This is a genomic window from Neobacillus sp. SRL179 (genome assembly GCF_984799095.1).
The window spans coordinates 592,888-611,531 of record NZ_OZ481792.1 but is presented as its reverse complement, the minus strand read 5'-3'; the positions used below and the strand labels follow the sequence as shown (position 1 = coordinate 611,531).

Below are 18,644 nucleotides of genomic sequence, written 5' to 3'. Positions count from 1 at the left end.
TAATAAATCGATTCCCTATTACCAAACAAACAAACCAACAATCATTGCACTTAATAATGACACGCCCATCCCGCTCACCAAAAGCTTCCATACATTTTTTCCAATAATCTTTGATTTTTCTTCACTAACCGTAGAGTTAAACGTCCCGTAAATCATTCCTACCGTACTAAAGTTGGCAAAGGAAGTTAAGAAGGTGACTGCAACCGCCACCGTATGGGGAGCAAGCCCGCTAATCTTGTCTTTTAAGTCAATCATCGCTACAAATTCATTCGTTGCTAGCTTAATTCCCATTAACTGAGCGACATACATGGTGTCTGCCCCTGATAACCCAAGCAGGAAGGCAAGGGGACTAAAGATAACCGAAAATATTTTTTGGATCGTTAAGCCATGCACAATCGCTCCTAAAATCCCGTTTAACCCAGCAGTCAAAGCTACATACCCAATTACCATTGCCATGATGACAATGACCATTCTAATACCGACTAACATACTATTGGAAATCGTAGAAAAGAAATCCCCACGCTCTTCTTTTGCCGGAACATAAACGATATCTTCCTCTTTGCTGACGTCGATAGGGTTCAGCATATTGGCAATCAAAAGCGCATTAAAGCAATTTAGCGGAATGGCTGCAAATACATAGGTTGCTGGAACCATACTTAAATAAGCCCCAATAATCGATCCACTGATACTGCTCATACTCATTATTCCGAATGTTAGGAGCCGCTGCGTCTTTAAGACGGTTAATTGCTGACGAATAACCGCCAATGCTTCCGTATTTCCAAGAAACATCATCTGAATCGAGAAGAAGCTCTCCAACTTTGGCAGCCCTGATATTTTGGAAATAAGCCAGCCCACTTTATCAATAATCCAAGTTAATATACCGAAATAAGACAAAATATCAAAGAAGGTAATAATGAAAATAATCGGCATTAAGGCACTAAAAAAGAAATCCACTTGCTCATTCGCCATGACGGACGGGAATACAAAAGAAATCCCTTCATTCGCGCAGGCAATTAACCAAGTAAAGAACGATGCTATTTTATTTATGACCCATGACCCGACTTTTGTAGATAACATGAACCAGGTAATCAAGAATTCAGTAACTAATAATGTCAAAATGGACTTCCACTTCACGTTTTTCTTATTTGGCGAGCACAGATAAATGAGCCCGATAACCACCACTACTCCTAATGCATTTAACAAAAAATACACGTGATCAACTCCTTTTGCTTATCATTTCCCTAAATAATCTTTTATATCGAAAAAGTCCTCATTTTTTCTACCTCCTGCAGCAAGATTGGAGGCGTAAAAAAAAGACTCCCCAATAGCAACAACAATAAAAAAGCTTACTACTCGTTAAGGGAGCAGTAAACCATTTGTCTATTCCAAAAATACACTTAATTTAAATCATTTAACCTCAAGCGTGTTCCGAATTCTTCATTTGTTATAATAGACATACGTAGATTTACACAAAATACATCAGAGAGAGGAGACACGCCATGGAATTTTTTCTAGTCGTTTTAATCTTACTTGCCATTATCGGCTTATCTAGTTTAGTTAACCATTTTCTACCATACATACCGGTTCCGCTTATTCAAATCTCACTGGGGGTTTTACTTGCGTCCCTGCCGTTAGGTATTCATATCCCCATGGAGCCAGAATTATTCTTCGTCCTTTTTATTGCTCCCTTACTATTTCATGATGGGAAAAATGCTTCACGGCACGCGTTATGGAAATATCGCAAACCCATTTTATTACTCGCACTTGGTCTTGTGTTCGTGACCGTATTCGCCATTGGTTACTTAATTCACTGGCTTATCCCGTCGATTCCGTTACCAGCTGCATTTGCTTTAGCAGCGATTCTTTCACCTACGGATGTTGTAGCAGTTGGTGCGATTTCAAGCAGGGTAAAGATCCCCAAAGCGATTATGCATATTCTTGAAGGTGAGGGGCTCATGAATGATGCCTCTGGGTTAGTTGCCTTTAAATTTGCTGTCGCTGCCACCGTGACCGGAGTCTTTTCCTTAGCAGAAGCAAGCTGGAGCTTCTTAGTCATATCGATTGGTGGCTTTGTCGGCGGCGCCATCCTAGCTTTCCTCATTATTCGCTTGAAGGTTGTTATTAGAAGAATGGGGATGGAGGATGTAACCATACATATGCTGATCCAGCTTCTTACACCATTCGTCATTTTTTATATGATTGAACATCTTCACCTTTCCGGTATTTTATCAGTGGTAGCAGCAGGCATTGTCCATACGATTAATCGGGATCGTGATCAATCCCCGGCTATGCAGCTGCAGGTCGTTTCTCAAAGTACATGGACCGTACTTATTTATATTTTAAATGGGCTGGTATTTGTGCTGTTAGGCTTGCAAATACCGAGTGTTCTAAGCGAAATTTTTGAGGATCCACTGTTTAATAACTGGGAAGTAAGCAAATATATACTCATTATTACAGCGGCTCTTTTACTGCTTCGCTTCTTATGGATTTTAGTCGTGTGGCGGTGGAAATGGCTTTTAAAAACGCAGATCCAAATGCCTTCGGTGAAAGCCATTGGCATCCTTACCATTTCTGGTGTAAGAGGGGCTGTCACATTGGCCGGTGCTTTTACCATTCCTTATGTAATAGCAAACGGAAGCCCCTTTCCGGAGCGATCGTTAATTATTTTTTTAGCGGCTGGAGTTATCTTGGTAACATTGATTACTGCAAGTATTTTCCTGCCGATTCTAGCTAGGACGGATAAGGAATCTACAGATGAGTTGCACGAGGAAATGGAACGGACTGCGATGATTCGGACCATTGATGCGGCGATTCAATCGATTCGGGAATTGATGAATGATGAGAACCGCGGGCCAGCTGTGTCGGTGCTTGCGACATACAATCAGATCCGAAATAATTTAACAGCTGTAAATGATGAATACAGTGACCGGCTCAAGTTAGCTGAGATTAACATTCGGCTGAAGGCTCTTCAGGCGGAAGCTGACTACATTGAAAAATTAAAAAAGGCAGAAAAGATCGATCGAGAGACAGTGTATTTATCTGAAGAACATATCCAACGGATGAGGCTTGCCGTAACTAATCGAATACAATTTAGAAGATTGTTTATTTGGATTATGATGAAACGTACTTTCTTCAAGCTTTTACAGCTGTTTGTGCCAAAAACCCAAGAACAGCTAAAATATAGTAAAGCCAAAACCAAACGGATGATCCTCCTAAAAGTGGCCATGGCTAAAGCAGCCATTCGGTATTTGAAGGAACACATGACCCCTGAAAATGAACATATTTATATGGTCATTATTGGTGAATACAATGAAATGATCATGAAATTTAAACTGGCAAGAAAAGGGGACGATTCCCAGCAATATAGTCACTTGCAAAAAGAACTGCGTGTGAAGGCCTTTCAAGCAGAAAGGAATGAACTTCAAAATTTATATGAAGAAGGAGAAATTACACTGGATGTAATCCGGAAAATTCGTAAGCATATTAACATTAGAGAGGCTTATTGGCTGGAGGAAACCAGCGTCCATCCGCATTAAATAAAACGGTAAAAGGCCGCCATTTGGCGGCCCTTTTCTAACTTGATAAATTCACAGGCTGACTCTCACTTAAATAGCATACGTTTCTAATTGATTTTTTTTCTTCATTAACTCATCCACAAGCGTATGATAATCCTTCAACTGAATTCCTAACTTCTGCTTTCTCTCCAAAATCATTCTGTCCACTTCTTTTGGACTCGGACCGCCTTGAATGTTTCTAATTTCCACAAAATACTCAGGTGAAATGATTTTTTTCCATTCTTGTTCGGAAAGTGTGACGTCGACGAATTCATGAATCATTTTGTTAATCTCGGTAATCTCCCACTCATATAATTCCTTTTTTCGAGAAATGGTTTGTTTAGAAATATAACTGGCGATCGAATGGGCCTTTCTAAAAGAAATACCATAATCTCTTGCCAACGTATCTGCTAACTCGGTAATGGTGATACTAGATTTCTTCGCCATTTCCTTTGTATGCTCGTCGTCTACCTTTATCGTCGTAATAACGGCGTACATTAATTTCATGACCCGATTGGCATTATTAAACGACCGGTATAAATGAGGCTGTAAGTCATCCTCTGTATCGACAATATCTCCGAACGGTGTGTTGTGAATCATATTCATAGCTGCCAGCGCATCTCCATAGGCACTGCTCGCAATCGAGCGTGAGTGCTCAATCGACACTGGATTTCGCTTTTGCGGCATAATACTACTCACCTGAACATAAGGGTCAGCCACTAAGAACGTACCAAATTCTCTGGTTACATGCAGTAAGAAATCCTGAATCCATCTGCCCGTATTCACCATACAAGTCATCAGTGCCGATGACGTTTCCAGCAAGTAATCTGCCCCGCCGATTGAATCATAGGAGTTTTCAATTACCTTATCAAAACCTAATAAATCGCACGTCCTTATTCGACAGATTGGAAAACCGGTCGTTGTTAATGCCGCTGCCCCAAGTGACGATTGGTTGACGGTTTCATAGGCTGACCACAACCGTTTGATGTCTCTTTGCAAAACATCGTAGATGGCTAGTAAATAATGTCCCAATGTAGTCGGCTGGGCCGGCTGTGTATGGGTGTATCCTGTAATATAGGTTTCTGTATGCCGTTCTGCCTGCTCCAATAAAGCATCACTTAATTGATAGCAGCTGTTTAAAAGCACTAAAAGGTGCTCTCTTAGCACTAACCGATACATCGCTACACCCATATCATTGCGGCTGCGGCCGATATGAATTTTCCCCGCCAACTCCGTTCCTATTTCCTCCCCAATCTTGGCCTCCATCATAAAAAACAAGTCTTCAAACTGGGGCTGATAGGCAATTTGGCTGATATCGGTTTTGGCTACTTTATTAATCCCCTCCAACATCACCTTAGCTTCGGCTCTTTTAATAATGTTTTGTTCCTCGAGCATGATGACATGAGCCCGGTGAATATCAAACATGACATGGAATAAGAAATCCCTTTGATCATTAAATACCGGCTTCAACAACTCTTCTACATAGGTTTTTCCTGGAAAGGCGGTTCCTTCATTTTTGATGAATTCCTCTAGCTTACTCATATTTTCATCTCCGATTTTAAGACAAGGATTGTTCGGCTTTTACACCGAAAAATTTATTTGAAATAAACAGAACAAGGGCAATCAAGGCGATTTGGATCATTCCGTAGGCTGCAGCCTGACCCATATTAAACATCCTCAGCTGGTTCATAATCTCGATCGAAATTGGACGATTGGATAAGGTGTACAACAGGACGGATGTGGGAAATTCACCGACAGATTCTACGAAAGCTAATAATGTTCCTGATAATACTCCTGGCATAATAATTGGAAGAATCACTCTTCTAAAAGTATAAAACCATTTAGCGCCCAGATTTCGTGAGGCTTCTTCAATGGAATCATCTAACTGTTCCAAGACGGCATTGGTCGATCTTACCACTAAAGGAATATGACGAACAAAGTAGGCAAGCGGCAGAATCCAAAACGTGCCAACCAGAATGTTTCCAAATGAAAATACGTTCGGCTCATTAAAGGCAAAAATGAGGTTCATCCCTATAACCGTAGCCGGCAAGGCCCATGGAATCATTACCAAAATATCGACGAAATTCTTCCCATAAAATTTACGTTTTACTAATACATAGGAGGTTAACACTCCAAAAACTAAATTCCCGGCCGTTGCAATGAAGGCTAATAATAAACTATTCTTTAGAGGCTTAAAGATGTTCGGATCCTGCAATAATAAGCGGTAGTTTTCAAAGTTAAACACGGACGGATACGTTTGCCATGTCCAGGTTCCATCCGGTACAAGGGACAGAAGTAAAATCGTGAAATGCGGCAGTAACAGGATAATGACACCCACAATACCGACGAATACCATAATCCATTTCATCACAGGATTCTTTACTTCACTACGATGGGCACCAATTCCCTTCGTTGCCATTCTGTAATCCTTTCTGTTTTGGTACCAGCGCATAAATAATAAGAAAGCAATGGATACAATAGAGAGAATGACAGATTGTGTGGCTGCCACTTCCATATCACCATTAATTTTTGAAAAATAAATTTGTAAACTTAAGACCCGATAACCGCCTGCCAGTAGGAATGGTGCACTAAAGGAGGCCATTGAGATCATAAATACTAGCAAGGAAGCGGCTACAATCGCTGGGGTTAATAATGGGAAGGTGACCTTCCAGAAAACTTTAAATTTACTAGCTCCCAAATTATAGGCTGCTTCCTCCAAACTAGGATCAATTTTTCCGATGGCTGATGATACGGTCATATAGAAATACACATACATCGTATACGCATGCACAATGAGAATGCCAGACACGCCGCCAATTTTAAAGGGGACTTTATCAAGGCCAAATAAATCTTTTATGGCATTCGGAACTAAGCCCGTCTCCCCGTATAAAAACATAAACGCCATAACCCCTACCAAGGATGGAAGAACAATGGGCATAATGGCAGCACTAGCAAAAAAACCTCTCCCTGGAAAATCATAACGATTGAAGATAAAGGCTAGCGGAATGCCGATTAGAGCACTAACTAATACGCTTAATGCGGAAATATAAACGGAATTCCATAAAGCTTCTAAATTTGTTTTCGATGCCTGGCTAAAGAAATCTTGATAGTTTGCCAATGACATATTCCCATCCGTACGTAAACTCTCAATAAACGTTCGTATGGAGGGATAGAGGACATAGGCCACTAATACTAAAAGAACCGGTACAAGCAGCAGGAGTGTAAAACGAGTATCACGATTCTTTATCATGAGACATCACCATTTATAACAGGGATAACTCGAATTTGGTCTTCTGGCAGCTGAATCCAAACAGATGCTCCTGCTTCAAGATTTCTAGAACGATTGTTTAATAGATTGACCTGAAGAAGATGCCCTTCTACATTCACACTAAGGTAGTTGACAGAACCAAAAAATTCAACATTTTCTATTTTCCCTTTTAAAATGTTTAACCCTTCGATTGGTTCCTCATACACTTTAATTGCTTCTGGCCGAATCGAAAGCGAAAGACTCCCTTCGTACGTTGGATTAACATTAAATGGATGATTATGTACAACCAGTTCTTTCGTTCCTGATTCCATTTGTGCCGTTACATAGACGTGATCTGGATCAACTTTATCGACATTGACAGGTAATAAATTGATTTCACCTATAAAACTAGCAACAAAATCATTCACTGGTTCATTATATATTTCAGAGGGAGTTCCCACTTGATGGCATACACCATAATTAAATACGGCAATTCGATCACTCATCGATAAAGCTTCTGCTTGATCATGAGTCACATAAATGGTGGTAATTTTATATTCTTTCTGTAACCTTAAAATCTCACTCCGCATTTCATCTCGCAGCTTTGCATCTAAATTGCTTAGCGGCTCATCGAGAAGAAGAATTTCAGGCTCAATCACCAATGCCCTCGCCAAAGCAACACGCTGTTGTTGTCCTCCACTTAACTGACTCACTTGACGGTCTGAGTATTTCTCCAGCCGGACTTTACGAAGTACTTCCTGTACCCTCGTTTTAAGCTCACTGGCAGGAACCTTACGTACTTTTAACCCGAAGGCGACATTTTCAAAAACTGTCATGTGAGGAAAAAGGGCATAGTTTTGAAAAACCATGCCCGTATTTCTTTTTTCAGGAGGTACACGCGTCATATCTTTATCGCCAAATCGGACAATGCCTTTAGTCGGATAATAGAATCCCGCAATCATTCTTAACGTAGTGGTTTTCCCGCATCCACTCGGGCCCAGAAAAGTAAAAAATTCTCCATCCTTAATCTCCAGGTTCAAATGATCCACCGCTATTACCTTTCCAAACGCTTTTTGGACATTATCAATTTTTATAGACGCCATAACCCACACTTCCTATTCCTTTACTTCTTTTGCTCCGCTCTTAATATTCTCATCCCAATGCTTCATCCAGCCGTCACTTTCCTTTTGGAATACCTTCCAGTCGATATCCATTGGTTTGATCTCTGTTTCGGTGATCCATTTAGGGAGGTCTTTCACATCGGTTCTTGTTGGAATCCGGTAAAATTCTTCGGCTAATAATTTTGCCGCTTCAGGTGTATTAACAAATTCATAGAATGCCTCAGCCGCTTTTGGATGCGGTGCGCCCTTTGCAATTGCAATTCCTTCTGTTAATACTGGTGTACCGCTCTTTGGAACAATGAAATCAAATGGGTAATTTTTATTTTCTTTCAACATAACAACATCTGGCATAGCCCAAACAGAAATGACACCTTCACCCTTCGCCACCTTGTTGTACATCATTTCTGGATTAGCCGAGTATTCTTTTGTGTTGGCATCCAATTTTTCCAACCATTCGTAGCCTTTTGCCGTGTCTTGTGAGTCCTTGAAATCACGGTAAATCATAGCTGAAAAGATGGTTCTCATGGTTCCGGACGCTAATGGGTAACGAATAATAATTTTATTTTTCCACTTCGGATCTAATAACTCATCCCAATCCTTTGGCGCTTCTTCCTTTTTGACTTCTTTATTGTTATACATAATCACTTCAGGAGTTTGGCTCGTACCTGACCATGCCCAATCCGGATCATGGAAGGCAGCATCAAGACTACTTGAATAGGATGGCTTATACGGTTCTAGCAGCCCTTCATCCTTGGCTTGGTCAAAGTTAGTAGATGGTGCTCCCCACCACACATCTGCTTGTGGATTATTCTTTTCTGAACGGATCCGGTCCAGAATTTCCTGTGATCCCATATCAAGCCACTCTACATCCACATCATATTTTGCTTCGAATTGCTGCTCGAATTTAGATAGGATGTCTTTTCCGTGTGGAGAATACACAACAATTTTCTCTTCAAGTTTTGCTTCTTTCTTTTCATCTGTTTTTTTAGCAGGTGTGGTTGAACTTTTCTCTGCATCACCGCCACAGGCAGCCAGCAAAAGTGAAGCTGATAATGTTAAAGCAGTTAGAATCGATACCTTTTTCTTATTTTTCACAACTTTTCCCCCTTGTTAAGTAAATTTAACAATACTTTCGTGTTCCCGTAAAAATAATGAAACTGCCCCTAAAACCCCTGCATTTTCCCCTAATTGAGCGCTTTTCAATTCTACTGAACTAGGAAGATACTGTTCTACAATTTCACGGAGCTTAGGTAAAATGAATTCTGATGACTTTAACACACCACCTCCCAAAATAATTACCTCTGGATTTAAGAGACATGCGGCATTAATAATTCCATATGCTATATGTTCAATCGCCTTATCCACTACCCTAAGTGCGATAGAATCACCCTTTTTCGCAAATGTAAACACCATTTCACCTGTTACCCCATTTGATATAGCTTGATCATATAAGGGGTGCTCCGGTTGTTGTTTGACTAATTTGGTTAATTGATCACCAATGGCCTTTCCGCCTGCTACACTCTCCAAATATCCATAGCGATGAAAGATAGGTTGAAATTCATTCTTCATATCGTTTTTATCTGTGACCATATACCCTATTTCACCTGCAGCATTGGAGAATCCTCGATAGAGCTGATTATGAATAATGATGCCGCCTCCAATGCCAGTGCCAATCGCGATGAACAAAACGTTTTCCTTTTGTTTTGCATTTCCAAGCCATTGTTCTCCCAATGCGGCAACATTGACATCATTATCTACGTAAATGGGAAAAGTAAAATATCTTTCCGCTTCCCTGATGAAAGGATACCGAATCCAATTTAGACTGGGCGCTTCTGTTACAACCCCGGAACTGATATCAGTAATTCCGGGTACGCCCACTCCCATGCCCAGAATCTTGTCACTATCGATGTGATGTTTTTGAATCAAACCGTTTATTTCTTTCGCCATTTTTTTTAATAGGCCTGTATGTAAATAGTGTTCTGTTGGGAAACTATTTGCCGCCACAATATGGCCTCTTAAATCACTAATAATGATTTTTACTTTCGTCCCGCCAATATCCGTACCAATAATAAAAGCTGCTTTTTCATTAAAATAAAGATGAATGGGTCTTCTTCCACCCTGCGAAGTGGATTCCCCAATTCCTTTTTCAATGACCCAGCTTTCCTGGATCAATTCATCAACAAATAACGAAACGGTAGGTTTGCTTAGTTTTATTTTTTCAGCGATTTCTGCCCTTGAAATGGGGGCATGTTCCAAAATGCATTGTAATATTCTCTTTTTGTTCTGTACTTTGACCAGATTTTTATTTTCATTGGTACCCATTACATCACGGCCTTCAACTTTATGGTAGGTTAGTTAGTTTTGATAATTAACTAAAATATAACTGAAAAGGAAGGCGTTTACAATATCTTTTTAAACAATTCAAATTATTTAAATAATATCCACTTCTAGTCTAATATAACTAAGAACAAATTGACCATAGGAATAAATAACTGTTTTAATTTTCCCAATATGGTTACTATTTACATTTTTATAACGAGCTGTTTATGATAATGAAGAGGGAGTTATCTCCTGTTAGTTAAGCAACTTAACTAACCTATTAATTTTGATTGATAAAAGGAGGGTGTAACGGGTTGATGGTTAATTTAAAATGGAAGGGGTTACAAAGATGAAAAAGTTTTTTCTTGGAGTACTTTCAATCCTCTTGGTAGTTTCATTACTGCCATTCAGCGGGAGTGCCGCTAAAGCACAGGAGCCAGATGTTGATCTTTGGAATGCTGTAAAACCTCTTGAAACGACGGTGACTTTTCTTAACACCGGTGCACACCCTGATGACGAAAGAAGTGACTTTCTCGCCTACTTATCCAGAGGACTTGGTGTTAAAACGTCCAGTTTAATTGGTAACCGCGGGGAAGGCGGCCAAAATGAAATTGGCGACGAATTAGGAAACGGCTTAGGAATCATCCGTTCAAGAGAAATGATTGAAGCAGCTAAAATTACTGGTGTCAAAGCCTTTCATCTTAGTGAAACAACTTCCGACCCCATTTATGACTTTGGATTTTCAAAAAGTCCTGAGGATACATTAGCACAATGGGGAGAAGACCTCACATACGAGCGTTTAATCCGCTTTATCCGTACTTACCAGCCGGATATTGTGATGCCGTCATTTAGGAATGATCCGGCCCAGCACGGTCACCATCGTGCCATTGAAATTCTAACGGAACGGGCCTTTGAAGATGCTGCCAACCCTAAGATTTACCCTGATCAATTAAAAGAGGGTTTGTCTGTCTGGCAGATCAAAAAGCTCTATTTGCCAGCTGCATCAAAGGAAAGTGCTACAACCTCTATAGAAATCGGCATATATGATCCTATCTATAAGATGACTTACCCTCAATTAGGAGAACAATCTCGTTATATGCATAAGAGCCAAGGAATGGGAAATGATATCCCTGCTGCACCAAGACAAGTTGATCTTGAGTTATTTAAAACGGCCGTAGGGAATAAGCCTGAGCTTTTTGCAGGTGTTCCATATAATTTGAGCGAATGGGCACAAGAGCTTCCTAAAACGGAAAATGATTTAAAAGTGCACTTTACTAAACTCCAAAACAAATTAGACTCCATCGTATCTTCATACCCTAGTAAAGAACAAGTCTTTGAGAAATCACAGAGTGCTCTTAAAGATGTACGAAATTTACTTAATAAAACAAAACAATCCAAGAAACTTACTTCGGAACTTAAAACTGATTTACTTCATAAGCTCTCTTTGAAAGAAGATCAATTGCAAACAGCGAGCTTCGTTGCTTCACAATTGGATGTCAGTGCATCTTCTGAATTCAACATTCTTACAAAAGGGCAGACAACCAATGTAACGGTCACCTTAAAAAATAATGGAAAACAAAAGTTAAACAATGTAACTGCTGACCTTTTAGTTCCAGATGGCTGGAAAATTACTGCTGACAATAAAGCGATTAACTTGAATCCAGGCGAATCCAAGGCCATTTCCTATCAGGTAGTGGTGCCAGAAAACGCTGAATTTTATCATGCCTACAAAAAGCCAGCCATTCAAGCATCTATTAGCTATGAATCCACTGGTTCAAAAACAAGTCAAATCAAAGATTTGAACGGAACCATTGCCGTTCTTCCAGATGTCGGTCTCACCTTATCTCCAGAAGATATTGTGGTCAATACCGCAGATATTCAAGAGAAGATTCCGGTTACTGTAAAAGTGACAAACTACCGAGATAGTGCGACCCAATCATCTGTTGCCTTAAATGTTCCGCAAGGCTGGAAGGTTACACCAAGTAAAGCTGAGGTTAATTTCAAAAGTCAATTAGAAGAAAAGAATGTCGACTTTACGTTAACACCGCCGCAAGATATTCAAGCAGGCGACTTTAAGATCGTCGCTGAGGCATCCGTTAATGGAAAAACCTTTAACTCAACTGTCCAAACCATTAACTATGATCATATTGGGACCTTCTATTATGAATACCCAGCCCAAGTGAATGGTGTTGCCTTTGAACTTTTGAAAAATGACAACTTAAAAATCGGATATATTGAAAGTGGATTTGATAAGGTGGCAGATTATCTTAATAATGCCGGCCTGAAAATCACCAAGCTAACGGAGTCTGATTTAAAAACTACTGATTTAAGTCAGTTTAATACGATTGTGGTTGGAATTCGTGCCTACCTCTCTCGGGCAGACTTAATCGCCAACAACGAACGTCTTAAAGAATATGTTTATAACGGCGGACACTTAGTTGTTCAATATCATAAACCAAGTGATGGCTGGAACGCTCAAACAACTGCACCATACCCATTAACGATTGGGAATGTATCGATTAAGTGGCGTGTAACAGATGAGAATGCGAAAGTAAACGTTCTTCAACCAGAATCACCACTTTTCAACTATCCTAATAAGATTACCAATCAAGATTGGGACCATTGGATTCAGGAACGCGGATTATATTACCCAATGGCGTGGGATAGTCATTATGAAACCTTTGTCAGCATGGCTGACCCTGGTGAAGCCCCATTTGATGGAGGTATCCTCATGGCTAAATATGGCAAAGGGACCTACCTTTATACCAACCTTGTTTTCTATCGACAAATTCAAGGGCAAGTTCCTGGCGGCTACCGAATCTTCACCAACTTAATTAGTTACGGAGCAAATAACTAAAAGCGGAAGCGCCCTGGTCAGCGGCGTATGGCCTGGAGCGCTCCAACTGAGATAAGGTGAAACTTCAATCAGCGAATGTTTTTCTCGCTGATTGTTAGTTGAACCGATCGGGTTCTTACGGGCAGTTGAGAATCTACTGCCCGTTAAACGCGATAAAGGAAACACGAAGAGCCGGAGGCGCATTCGTGCTTGACTTATCGTAGGGCGGAGAGCGAAGGACACTAGCCGCTAGGGCGCTGGAGCTAGACATTTCTCAAAGATTAAATTTATAAATTTTTATAAAATAAACGGTCCCCCTTGTGTTGATAGCAGCGGGGGCTGTTTTCTATTATGGAATTTCGTCATTATATAATTTATATCTAACCGAAAATAGTCAGTTAACGGAATTTTTTGATATAATTAATATAAACTCCCTTAACTTCCATAAAAGTCCCCACAGAAAAAGGTTTATTTTTTACTCACCAAATACAAAAGGAGGCCCCACCATGTACCAAATCAAAGGAAAAGAAAAGATATTTGTCTATACAGGTCCTGATGGCTCTGGTCGAAAAACAATTGCCAAAATGGTTGCGACCGCATTTGATATGGAAACAGTTCTCTCTTACACTACCCGTTCTCCCCGCCACTATGAAAAAGATGGTCAAGACTATCACTTTGTTGCTGAAGAAACTTTTAAAGAAATGCAAGCCAAGCAAGAATTTCTCGAAAGCGTCGAAATTGATGGAATTCATTATGGGATCCGTGAACAAGATATTGTGGAAGCCTTTAAAAACCATACACTCGTCTATTTGACCTTAAACGCCGAAGGAGCGGAAAGGTTAAAAACGATGTATGGCGATGGGGTTATCCGTCTGTTTATTTTTGCCGATCGTGATACCGTCATCCAAAGACAACAAGATCGCAAGGATAGTGCAGATGTAATCGAGCGGCATATGAACCACTATGACGAGGCCATGAATTACAAAAACAACTGTGAATATGCCTATGAAAATTATGATTCTCCTCAAGCGGCCTACCAAATAAGCGAATTAATTGAATCCTTCTTGGATAGAAATCTTACGGTAACAGATTATTAATAATTAGATCAAAGGCAGCCCGTGTTCTACACAGGCTGCCTTTGATTTAGGAAAATTCAAAAGATTACTAGATTACATGAATAATTTTAATAGATTGCCTAATAATATACCTACAATACCGAAGTCAGCATCGCCAAAAGTGGTGCCGTTAAACCCTAGCGAGCCAAGAACTGGTAACAGCATGGCAGGTAAGAAGCTGATGATTAATCCATTAGCAAATGATCCAAGAATGGCACCGCGTCTTCCCCCTGTTGCATTACCGAAAACCCCGGCAGCTGCACCAGTAAAGAAGTGAGGAACTAGACCTGGTACAATGATAGCTAATCCGAAAATAGGCAGTAAGAACATGCTGATTACACCCGCAATAAAGCTGAAGAAGAAGCCAACAATAACAGCGTTAGGTGCGAATGGAAAAACGATTGGACAATCCAAGGCAGGGACGGCATTCGGAACTACCCTATCTGCAATTCCTTTAAATGCAGGTACAATTTCTGCAATGACCATCCGAACCCCAGCTAAAACAATGAATACTCCACCCGCGAAGGTAATCGCTTGAGTAAGAGAGAATACAATAAAGTTTGTCCCGCCGCTTAACTTACTTTCAATGAATGATGGACCAGTGAAAGCAGCCACCACAATGAACATTAACGCCATGGTTAAGGCTAATGCCACTGAGGAATCGCGAAGGAAACCAAGTGATTTAGGTACTTTAATTTCTTCAGTTGATTTTTCTTTATTTCCAAAATATTTACCAATTGTTCCTGATACAAAATAACCAATAGAACCAAAGTGACCAATTGCCACATCATCGGAGCCTGTAATTTGACGAGTATAAGGTTGAACAAGAGCAGGCATTAATACCATTAAAGCTCCTAGAATAATAGAACCAATTATGACGAGTGTTACACCAGTAATTCCACTAGCTGATAACACGGCTGCCAGCATACAAGCCATGAACATAGTATGGTGGCCAGTTAAGAATATGTATTTAAATTTAGTGAAACGGGCTAATAAGATATTAACAACCATACCAAATACCATAATCATGGCAGTTTCTGCACCGAATGTTTTTTGAGCCAGCGCTACGATAGCCTCATTGTTCGGTATGATTCCTTTAATGTGAAAGGCGTGTTCAAACATTTGACCAAATAAATCGAGTGCACCGACCAACACCGTTGCTCCAGCACCTAGAATGATAAAGCCCATAATCGTTTTTAAGGTGCCTGAAATCACATCGGCGATTCCTTTTTTCTGCAACAATAATCCTATTAAGGCAAATAAACCAACCAAGATTGCAGGTGTTCCTAAAATATCATTCATTATTAATCGAATCATCGTTACTTACCTTCCAATACATGAGTAGTTAAAGCTTTTTTAATTTCTTCTAAACTAAACATATTAATTAATGAAATTACTTTTCTCTTTCCATCATTTAATTGATCCATTATTTCTGGAGATCCGATATAGTAATCAGCTTGTTCTGACTTAGAACTAGCTAAATCAGTATGAGAGCAAGTCCCCTCAATATTTAATTCTTTCATTGCCTTTTGTACATTTAGGGACATCATAAAACTGCTGCCTAATCCATTTCCACACACGACTAAAATTTTCATTTTGACTCCTCCTGTAAAATAGATATGATTTTTTGATAGTTTTTAGCTGAAGCTAAGGCATCGACTTTTTCTTGGCTTGATAAGACAGAAGACAACTCCGATAAAAGATTCAAATGGGAATCCTGATTTGGTGCAGCTAACACTAGAAATACGTTGGCTGATTTTCCACCGGGAAACGGGACAGCTTTTTCCACAACCAATAAACTTAACCCTAATTGATTCACTCCATTTTCTGGCCTGGCATGCGGCATCGCAAACTTGGGTAACAAAACGATATAGGGACCAAATTCGTTTACATTCGAAATCATGGTTTCCACATATTCTCGTTCTACTGAATGATTTTGTACTAATGGCTCCGCCGCCAGTCGAATAGCTTCTTCCCAATTTTCTCTGGTTTCTATAAACTGAACCATTTCTTCTGTTAAGTATTCTTTAAGCAACAGCATTCACCCCTTTCATAAAAATATTGTTTGAATCGTCCTTTAGGCGGATTACGCTCGAGACATTGATTTAATTAATTGAAAGATATCCGATACTGAACCTGCCAGCATCAGTTCTTTTTTTGTTTTTTCTTCGGTAAGCATGTCCGTTAATTGGGCTAATGCTTTTAAATGCTTTTCTCCATCAACTGCAGCCAGTACAATGACAACCTGGATATCATGAATGGCTTTATCAGAGAAATGAACAGCTTTGGTAAGCTTTAATAAACTCATACTTAACTCATTCACACCATCTTCCGGTCTTGCATGCGGGATGGCCACCTTTGGAGCGATTACAATATATGGACCCATTTTCACAATATTATTTATCATGGCATGAATATACTCTTCAGTGATTAGCCCATGTTTCCAAAGTGGTGCTGCTGCAGTCCTGATGGCTTCCTGCCAATCCGTTACCTCTGTTTTTAGTTGTATATATTCCTCTTTGAGAAGGTCCTTCAAAGACGGCTTTTCCTGTCCCTTTACAACCTTGTCAGGCTTATATAAATACTGCTTTAGGTCTTGCTGGAGTCCCTCTTGATTAAATACATTTGCATGTTTTTGAATGATTTCCATCAAGGCCTCCATTGATGAATTGGTGGTCGTTTTTGTATCGGAATGCCCAATTACCTTTTTCAATAAACTCTCTTTTTCAGCCTCGGTTAAGATCGGGCTTACAACAAAAACAGGTTTATCTTTCTCCTCAAGCGGTATTGTCGAAATAATAAAATCAACATCATAGCGATTTTTTTCATACTCACGTAACGAAACGCTTCCAATTAAATCAATCGTGGAAAAGAGTCCTTCCAATTGATGTAATAGTAGTCTCGAGGTTCCGACCCCATTCGTACAAACAAGAAGTGCCTTTTGACGTGCCGCTGGCTTTGCCCCGACCTTTCGCATCCACCCGCCAAAATGCATGGTGATTAACGCAATTTCATGTTCGTTAACCTTTTTTCCGACTACTGCCTCTAAATGGGTGATGACCTTACTCGTTAATTGAAAGATGTCGCAATATTGAGCCTTGATTGATTCGGTCATATCACTTTCAAATTCTAATCCATATATAATTCTGTAATAAGCAGGCTTCACATGAAGCAGAAGATTTTTCTCAATTTCTTTTCGATTCTTAAAAAAGACACACGCATATTTTTGAAAATCAGTGACCATATTCGTAACAACATCCGCAAGTATCTGCGTATCACTATGATGCGTATTCGGTTGTATATCTTCAGAAAATTGAACTCTGGAACTTAGCAAATGCTTGGTAATGTAGAAAATTTCATCTTCAGGAAAAGGAATTTCAAACAACACCGAAAGCTTCTCACCAATTTTTTGGGCCGCCTGATATTGCATGGTTCCTTGTAAAATATCCTTTTCTACAGGGTCAATGGAAATCTTTTTACCGTCTGCTACCCTTCGGCAAAATAACAGAATCCTTACTGCAAGGCTATACATAAACTCATCCGTGTATTGAAGGTTTAAAACTTGTTCGCTTTCGCTAATAATATGTTGAACCGCTTTCAATTTTTCAAAATCAAAAAGGTCAAAATACTCATCGTCTTTATTCAAAATCAGCGGGATTTTAACTAATAACGATTGCCATTTCTGATCTGACAGAACATGCTGCAGGTAATGAACGATTGCTTTACGTTTATCCTCCTCGTTTCCAAGGATGTTGTAGCCAGACTTTCGATTCGACTCTAAGGCTAAATTAAACCGCCCTAACTCCATTTTTAGCCCCTTTAGGTCATCTATGGTGGTGTTACGGCTTACGCGGATTTTCTCCATTAAGTCTTCAAGAAACAGTGGAGTGTCCCATGCAATTAAATAAATCGCTAACCAAGCTTTCCGTTCTTTGGCAGAGTATTCATATTGCCAAGTTTTCAAAGCCCCTAATTTTTCAGGAATATGGGCAGCGGCTTCATCTTCTAAAATAAATCCAGCAGAGCGAACATGCTTTACCATTGGCAGGCTATTTTCTTCTAACCAATCATTTATTTTTCCAATGTCGTAATAAATAGTTCTTCTAGAAATTTGGAATTTCTCCGTTAATTCTCGTATCGACACAAAGGTTTGAGACTTAACTAAATGTGACAGAATAGCGGTCTTGCGTTGATCTAGCGACAATAAAAAATACCTCCCTTCACAATTCGTTTGTGCAAAAAAGTATTTTATTAACTTTGAGCAATTGCTTAACTATAATATACTCCTTGCTTTATCATATGTAGAGACCAAATAGCACCAATCTATTTGTGCAAAGATTGGACCAATAATAAAAAACACTTTGTTTAATTTTTTATTATATTGAATAGACAATAGCTGTCAATTGTGATACATTATATTAGTTACCTTAAGTAACTGTTACCTAAGGTAAC

Annotated in this window: 13 protein-coding genes; 3 read left to right on the top strand and 10 right to left on the bottom strand. The window is 39.6% G+C overall.

Translation table 11 applies throughout. The features are described from left to right. Positions 1-18: 18 nt before the first annotated feature. Positions 19-1,212 carry a nucleoside transporter C-terminal domain-containing protein gene (locus AC4E8C_RS03015; protein ID WP_490210137.1) on the bottom strand — a complete coding sequence of 398 codons (1,194 nt, stop codon included), beginning with the start codon at positions 1,210-1,212 and terminating at the stop codon, positions 19-21. Between the two features lie 287 nt (positions 1,213-1,499). On the opposite strand from AC4E8C_RS03015, the gene AC4E8C_RS03010 reads away from it, so the two are divergent. Then, entirely contained in the window at positions 1,500-3,536 is a 2,037-nt protein-coding gene (locus tag AC4E8C_RS03010; protein ID WP_490210136.1) for a Na+/H+ antiporter, read from the top strand. Between the two features lie 69 nt (positions 3,537-3,605). Here AC4E8C_RS03010 and argH read toward each other — a convergent pair whose 3' ends face one another. Genes argH through AC4E8C_RS02985 form a run of 5 tightly spaced genes read right to left on the bottom strand, consistent with a single transcriptional unit; the run spans position 3,606 to position 10,244 of the window. After that, positions 3,606-5,096 (bottom strand): argininosuccinate lyase, encoded by a 1,491-nt coding sequence (gene argH / locus AC4E8C_RS03005; protein WP_490210134.1) that lies wholly within the window; start codon positions 5,094-5,096, stop codon positions 3,606-3,608. A gap of 16 nt (positions 5,097-5,112) precedes the next feature. After that, positions 5,113-6,804, bottom strand: coding sequence for an ABC transporter permease (locus tag AC4E8C_RS03000; protein WP_490210132.1), 1,692 nt, complete (start codon positions 6,802-6,804; stop codon positions 5,113-5,115). Further along, on the bottom strand, positions 6,801-7,904 hold the full coding sequence (locus tag AC4E8C_RS02995) for an ABC transporter ATP-binding protein (RefSeq protein WP_490210131.1): 1,104 nt from the start codon (positions 7,902-7,904) through the stop codon (positions 6,801-6,803). The genes AC4E8C_RS03000 and AC4E8C_RS02995 overlap by 4 nt, the downstream gene beginning before the upstream one ends. A gap of 12 nt (positions 7,905-7,916) precedes the next feature. Next, the gene (locus AC4E8C_RS02990; RefSeq protein WP_490210129.1) at positions 7,917-9,017 is read right to left on the bottom strand and encodes an extracellular solute-binding protein; all 1,101 of its coding nucleotides are present in this window, start codon (positions 9,015-9,017) and stop codon (positions 7,917-7,919) included. A gap of 15 nt (positions 9,018-9,032) precedes the next feature. Beyond that, positions 9,033-10,244 carry an ROK family transcriptional regulator gene (locus AC4E8C_RS02985; RefSeq protein ID WP_490210127.1) on the bottom strand — a complete coding sequence of 404 codons (1,212 nt, stop codon included), beginning with the start codon at positions 10,242-10,244 and terminating at the stop codon, positions 9,033-9,035. A 346-nt stretch (positions 10,245-10,590) separates the two neighbouring features. Between AC4E8C_RS02985 and AC4E8C_RS02980 the strand changes: the two genes are divergently transcribed. Beyond that, positions 10,591-13,098 carry an NEW3 domain-containing protein gene (locus AC4E8C_RS02980; protein WP_490210125.1) on the top strand — a complete coding sequence of 836 codons (2,508 nt, stop codon included), beginning with the start codon at positions 10,591-10,593 and terminating at the stop codon, positions 13,096-13,098. 485 nt (positions 13,099-13,583) lie between these two features. Continuing rightward, the gene (locus tag AC4E8C_RS02975; RefSeq protein ID WP_490210123.1) at positions 13,584-14,174 is read left to right on the top strand and encodes a guanylate kinase; all 591 of its coding nucleotides are present in this window, start codon (positions 13,584-13,586) and stop codon (positions 14,172-14,174) included. 72 nt (positions 14,175-14,246) lie between these two features. On the opposite strand, the gene ulaA is transcribed toward AC4E8C_RS02975, so the two are convergent. From ulaA to AC4E8C_RS02955, 4 genes are read right to left on the bottom strand one after another with little or no spacing between them, the layout of a single operon-like run. After that, entirely contained in the window at positions 14,247-15,509 is a 1,263-nt protein-coding gene (gene ulaA / locus AC4E8C_RS02970; protein WP_490210122.1) for a PTS ascorbate transporter subunit IIC, read from the bottom strand. A gap of 2 nt (positions 15,510-15,511) precedes the next feature. Next, the gene (locus AC4E8C_RS02965) at positions 15,512-15,787 is read right to left on the bottom strand and encodes a PTS sugar transporter subunit IIB (protein WP_490210120.1); all 276 of its coding nucleotides are present in this window, start codon (positions 15,785-15,787) and stop codon (positions 15,512-15,514) included. Beyond that, complete coding sequence (locus tag AC4E8C_RS02960) at positions 15,784-16,227, bottom strand: PTS sugar transporter subunit IIA (protein WP_490210118.1); 444 nt, start codon at positions 16,225-16,227, stop codon at positions 15,784-15,786. The genes AC4E8C_RS02965 and AC4E8C_RS02960 overlap by 4 nt, the downstream gene beginning before the upstream one ends. A 51-nt stretch (positions 16,228-16,278) precedes the next feature. Beyond that, positions 16,279-18,444 (bottom strand): BglG family transcription antiterminator, encoded by a 2,166-nt coding sequence (locus tag AC4E8C_RS02955; RefSeq protein ID WP_490212453.1) that lies wholly within the window; start codon positions 18,442-18,444, stop codon positions 16,279-16,281. Positions 18,445-18,644 lie beyond the last annotated feature (200 nt).

What these genes read in the sequence shown, in the direction of transcription:
- AC4E8C_RS02980 (WP_490210125.1), top strand. Translation starts at nt 10,591, where the DNA reads ATGAAAAAGTTTTTTCTTGGAGTACTTTCAATCCTCTTGGTAGTTTCA.
- AC4E8C_RS02975 (WP_490210123.1), top strand. Translation starts at nt 13,584, where the DNA reads ATGTACCAAATCAAAGGAAAAGAAAAGATATTTGTCTATACAGGTCCT.
- AC4E8C_RS02985 (WP_490210127.1), bottom strand. Translation starts at nt 10,244, where the DNA reads ATGGGTACCAATGAAAATAAAAATCTGGTCAAAGTACAGAACAAAAAG.
- AC4E8C_RS02995 (WP_490210131.1), bottom strand. Translation starts at nt 7,904, where the DNA reads ATGGCGTCTATAAAAATTGATAATGTCCAAAAAGCGTTTGGAAAGGTA.
- argH (WP_490210134.1), bottom strand. Translation starts at nt 5,096, where the DNA reads ATGAGTAAGCTAGAGGAATTCATCAAAAATGAAGGAACCGCCTTTCCA.
- AC4E8C_RS02965 (WP_490210120.1), bottom strand. Translation starts at nt 15,787, where the DNA reads ATGAAAATTTTAGTCGTGTGTGGAAATGGATTAGGCAGCAGTTTTATG.
- ulaA (WP_490210122.1), bottom strand. Translation starts at nt 15,509, where the DNA reads ATGATTCGATTAATAATGAATGATATTTTAGGAACACCTGCAATCTTG.
- AC4E8C_RS03000 (WP_490210132.1), bottom strand. Translation starts at nt 6,804, where the DNA reads ATGATAAAGAATCGTGATACTCGTTTTACACTCCTGCTGCTTGTACCG.
- AC4E8C_RS03010 (WP_490210136.1), top strand. Translation starts at nt 1,500, where the DNA reads ATGGAATTTTTTCTAGTCGTTTTAATCTTACTTGCCATTATCGGCTTA.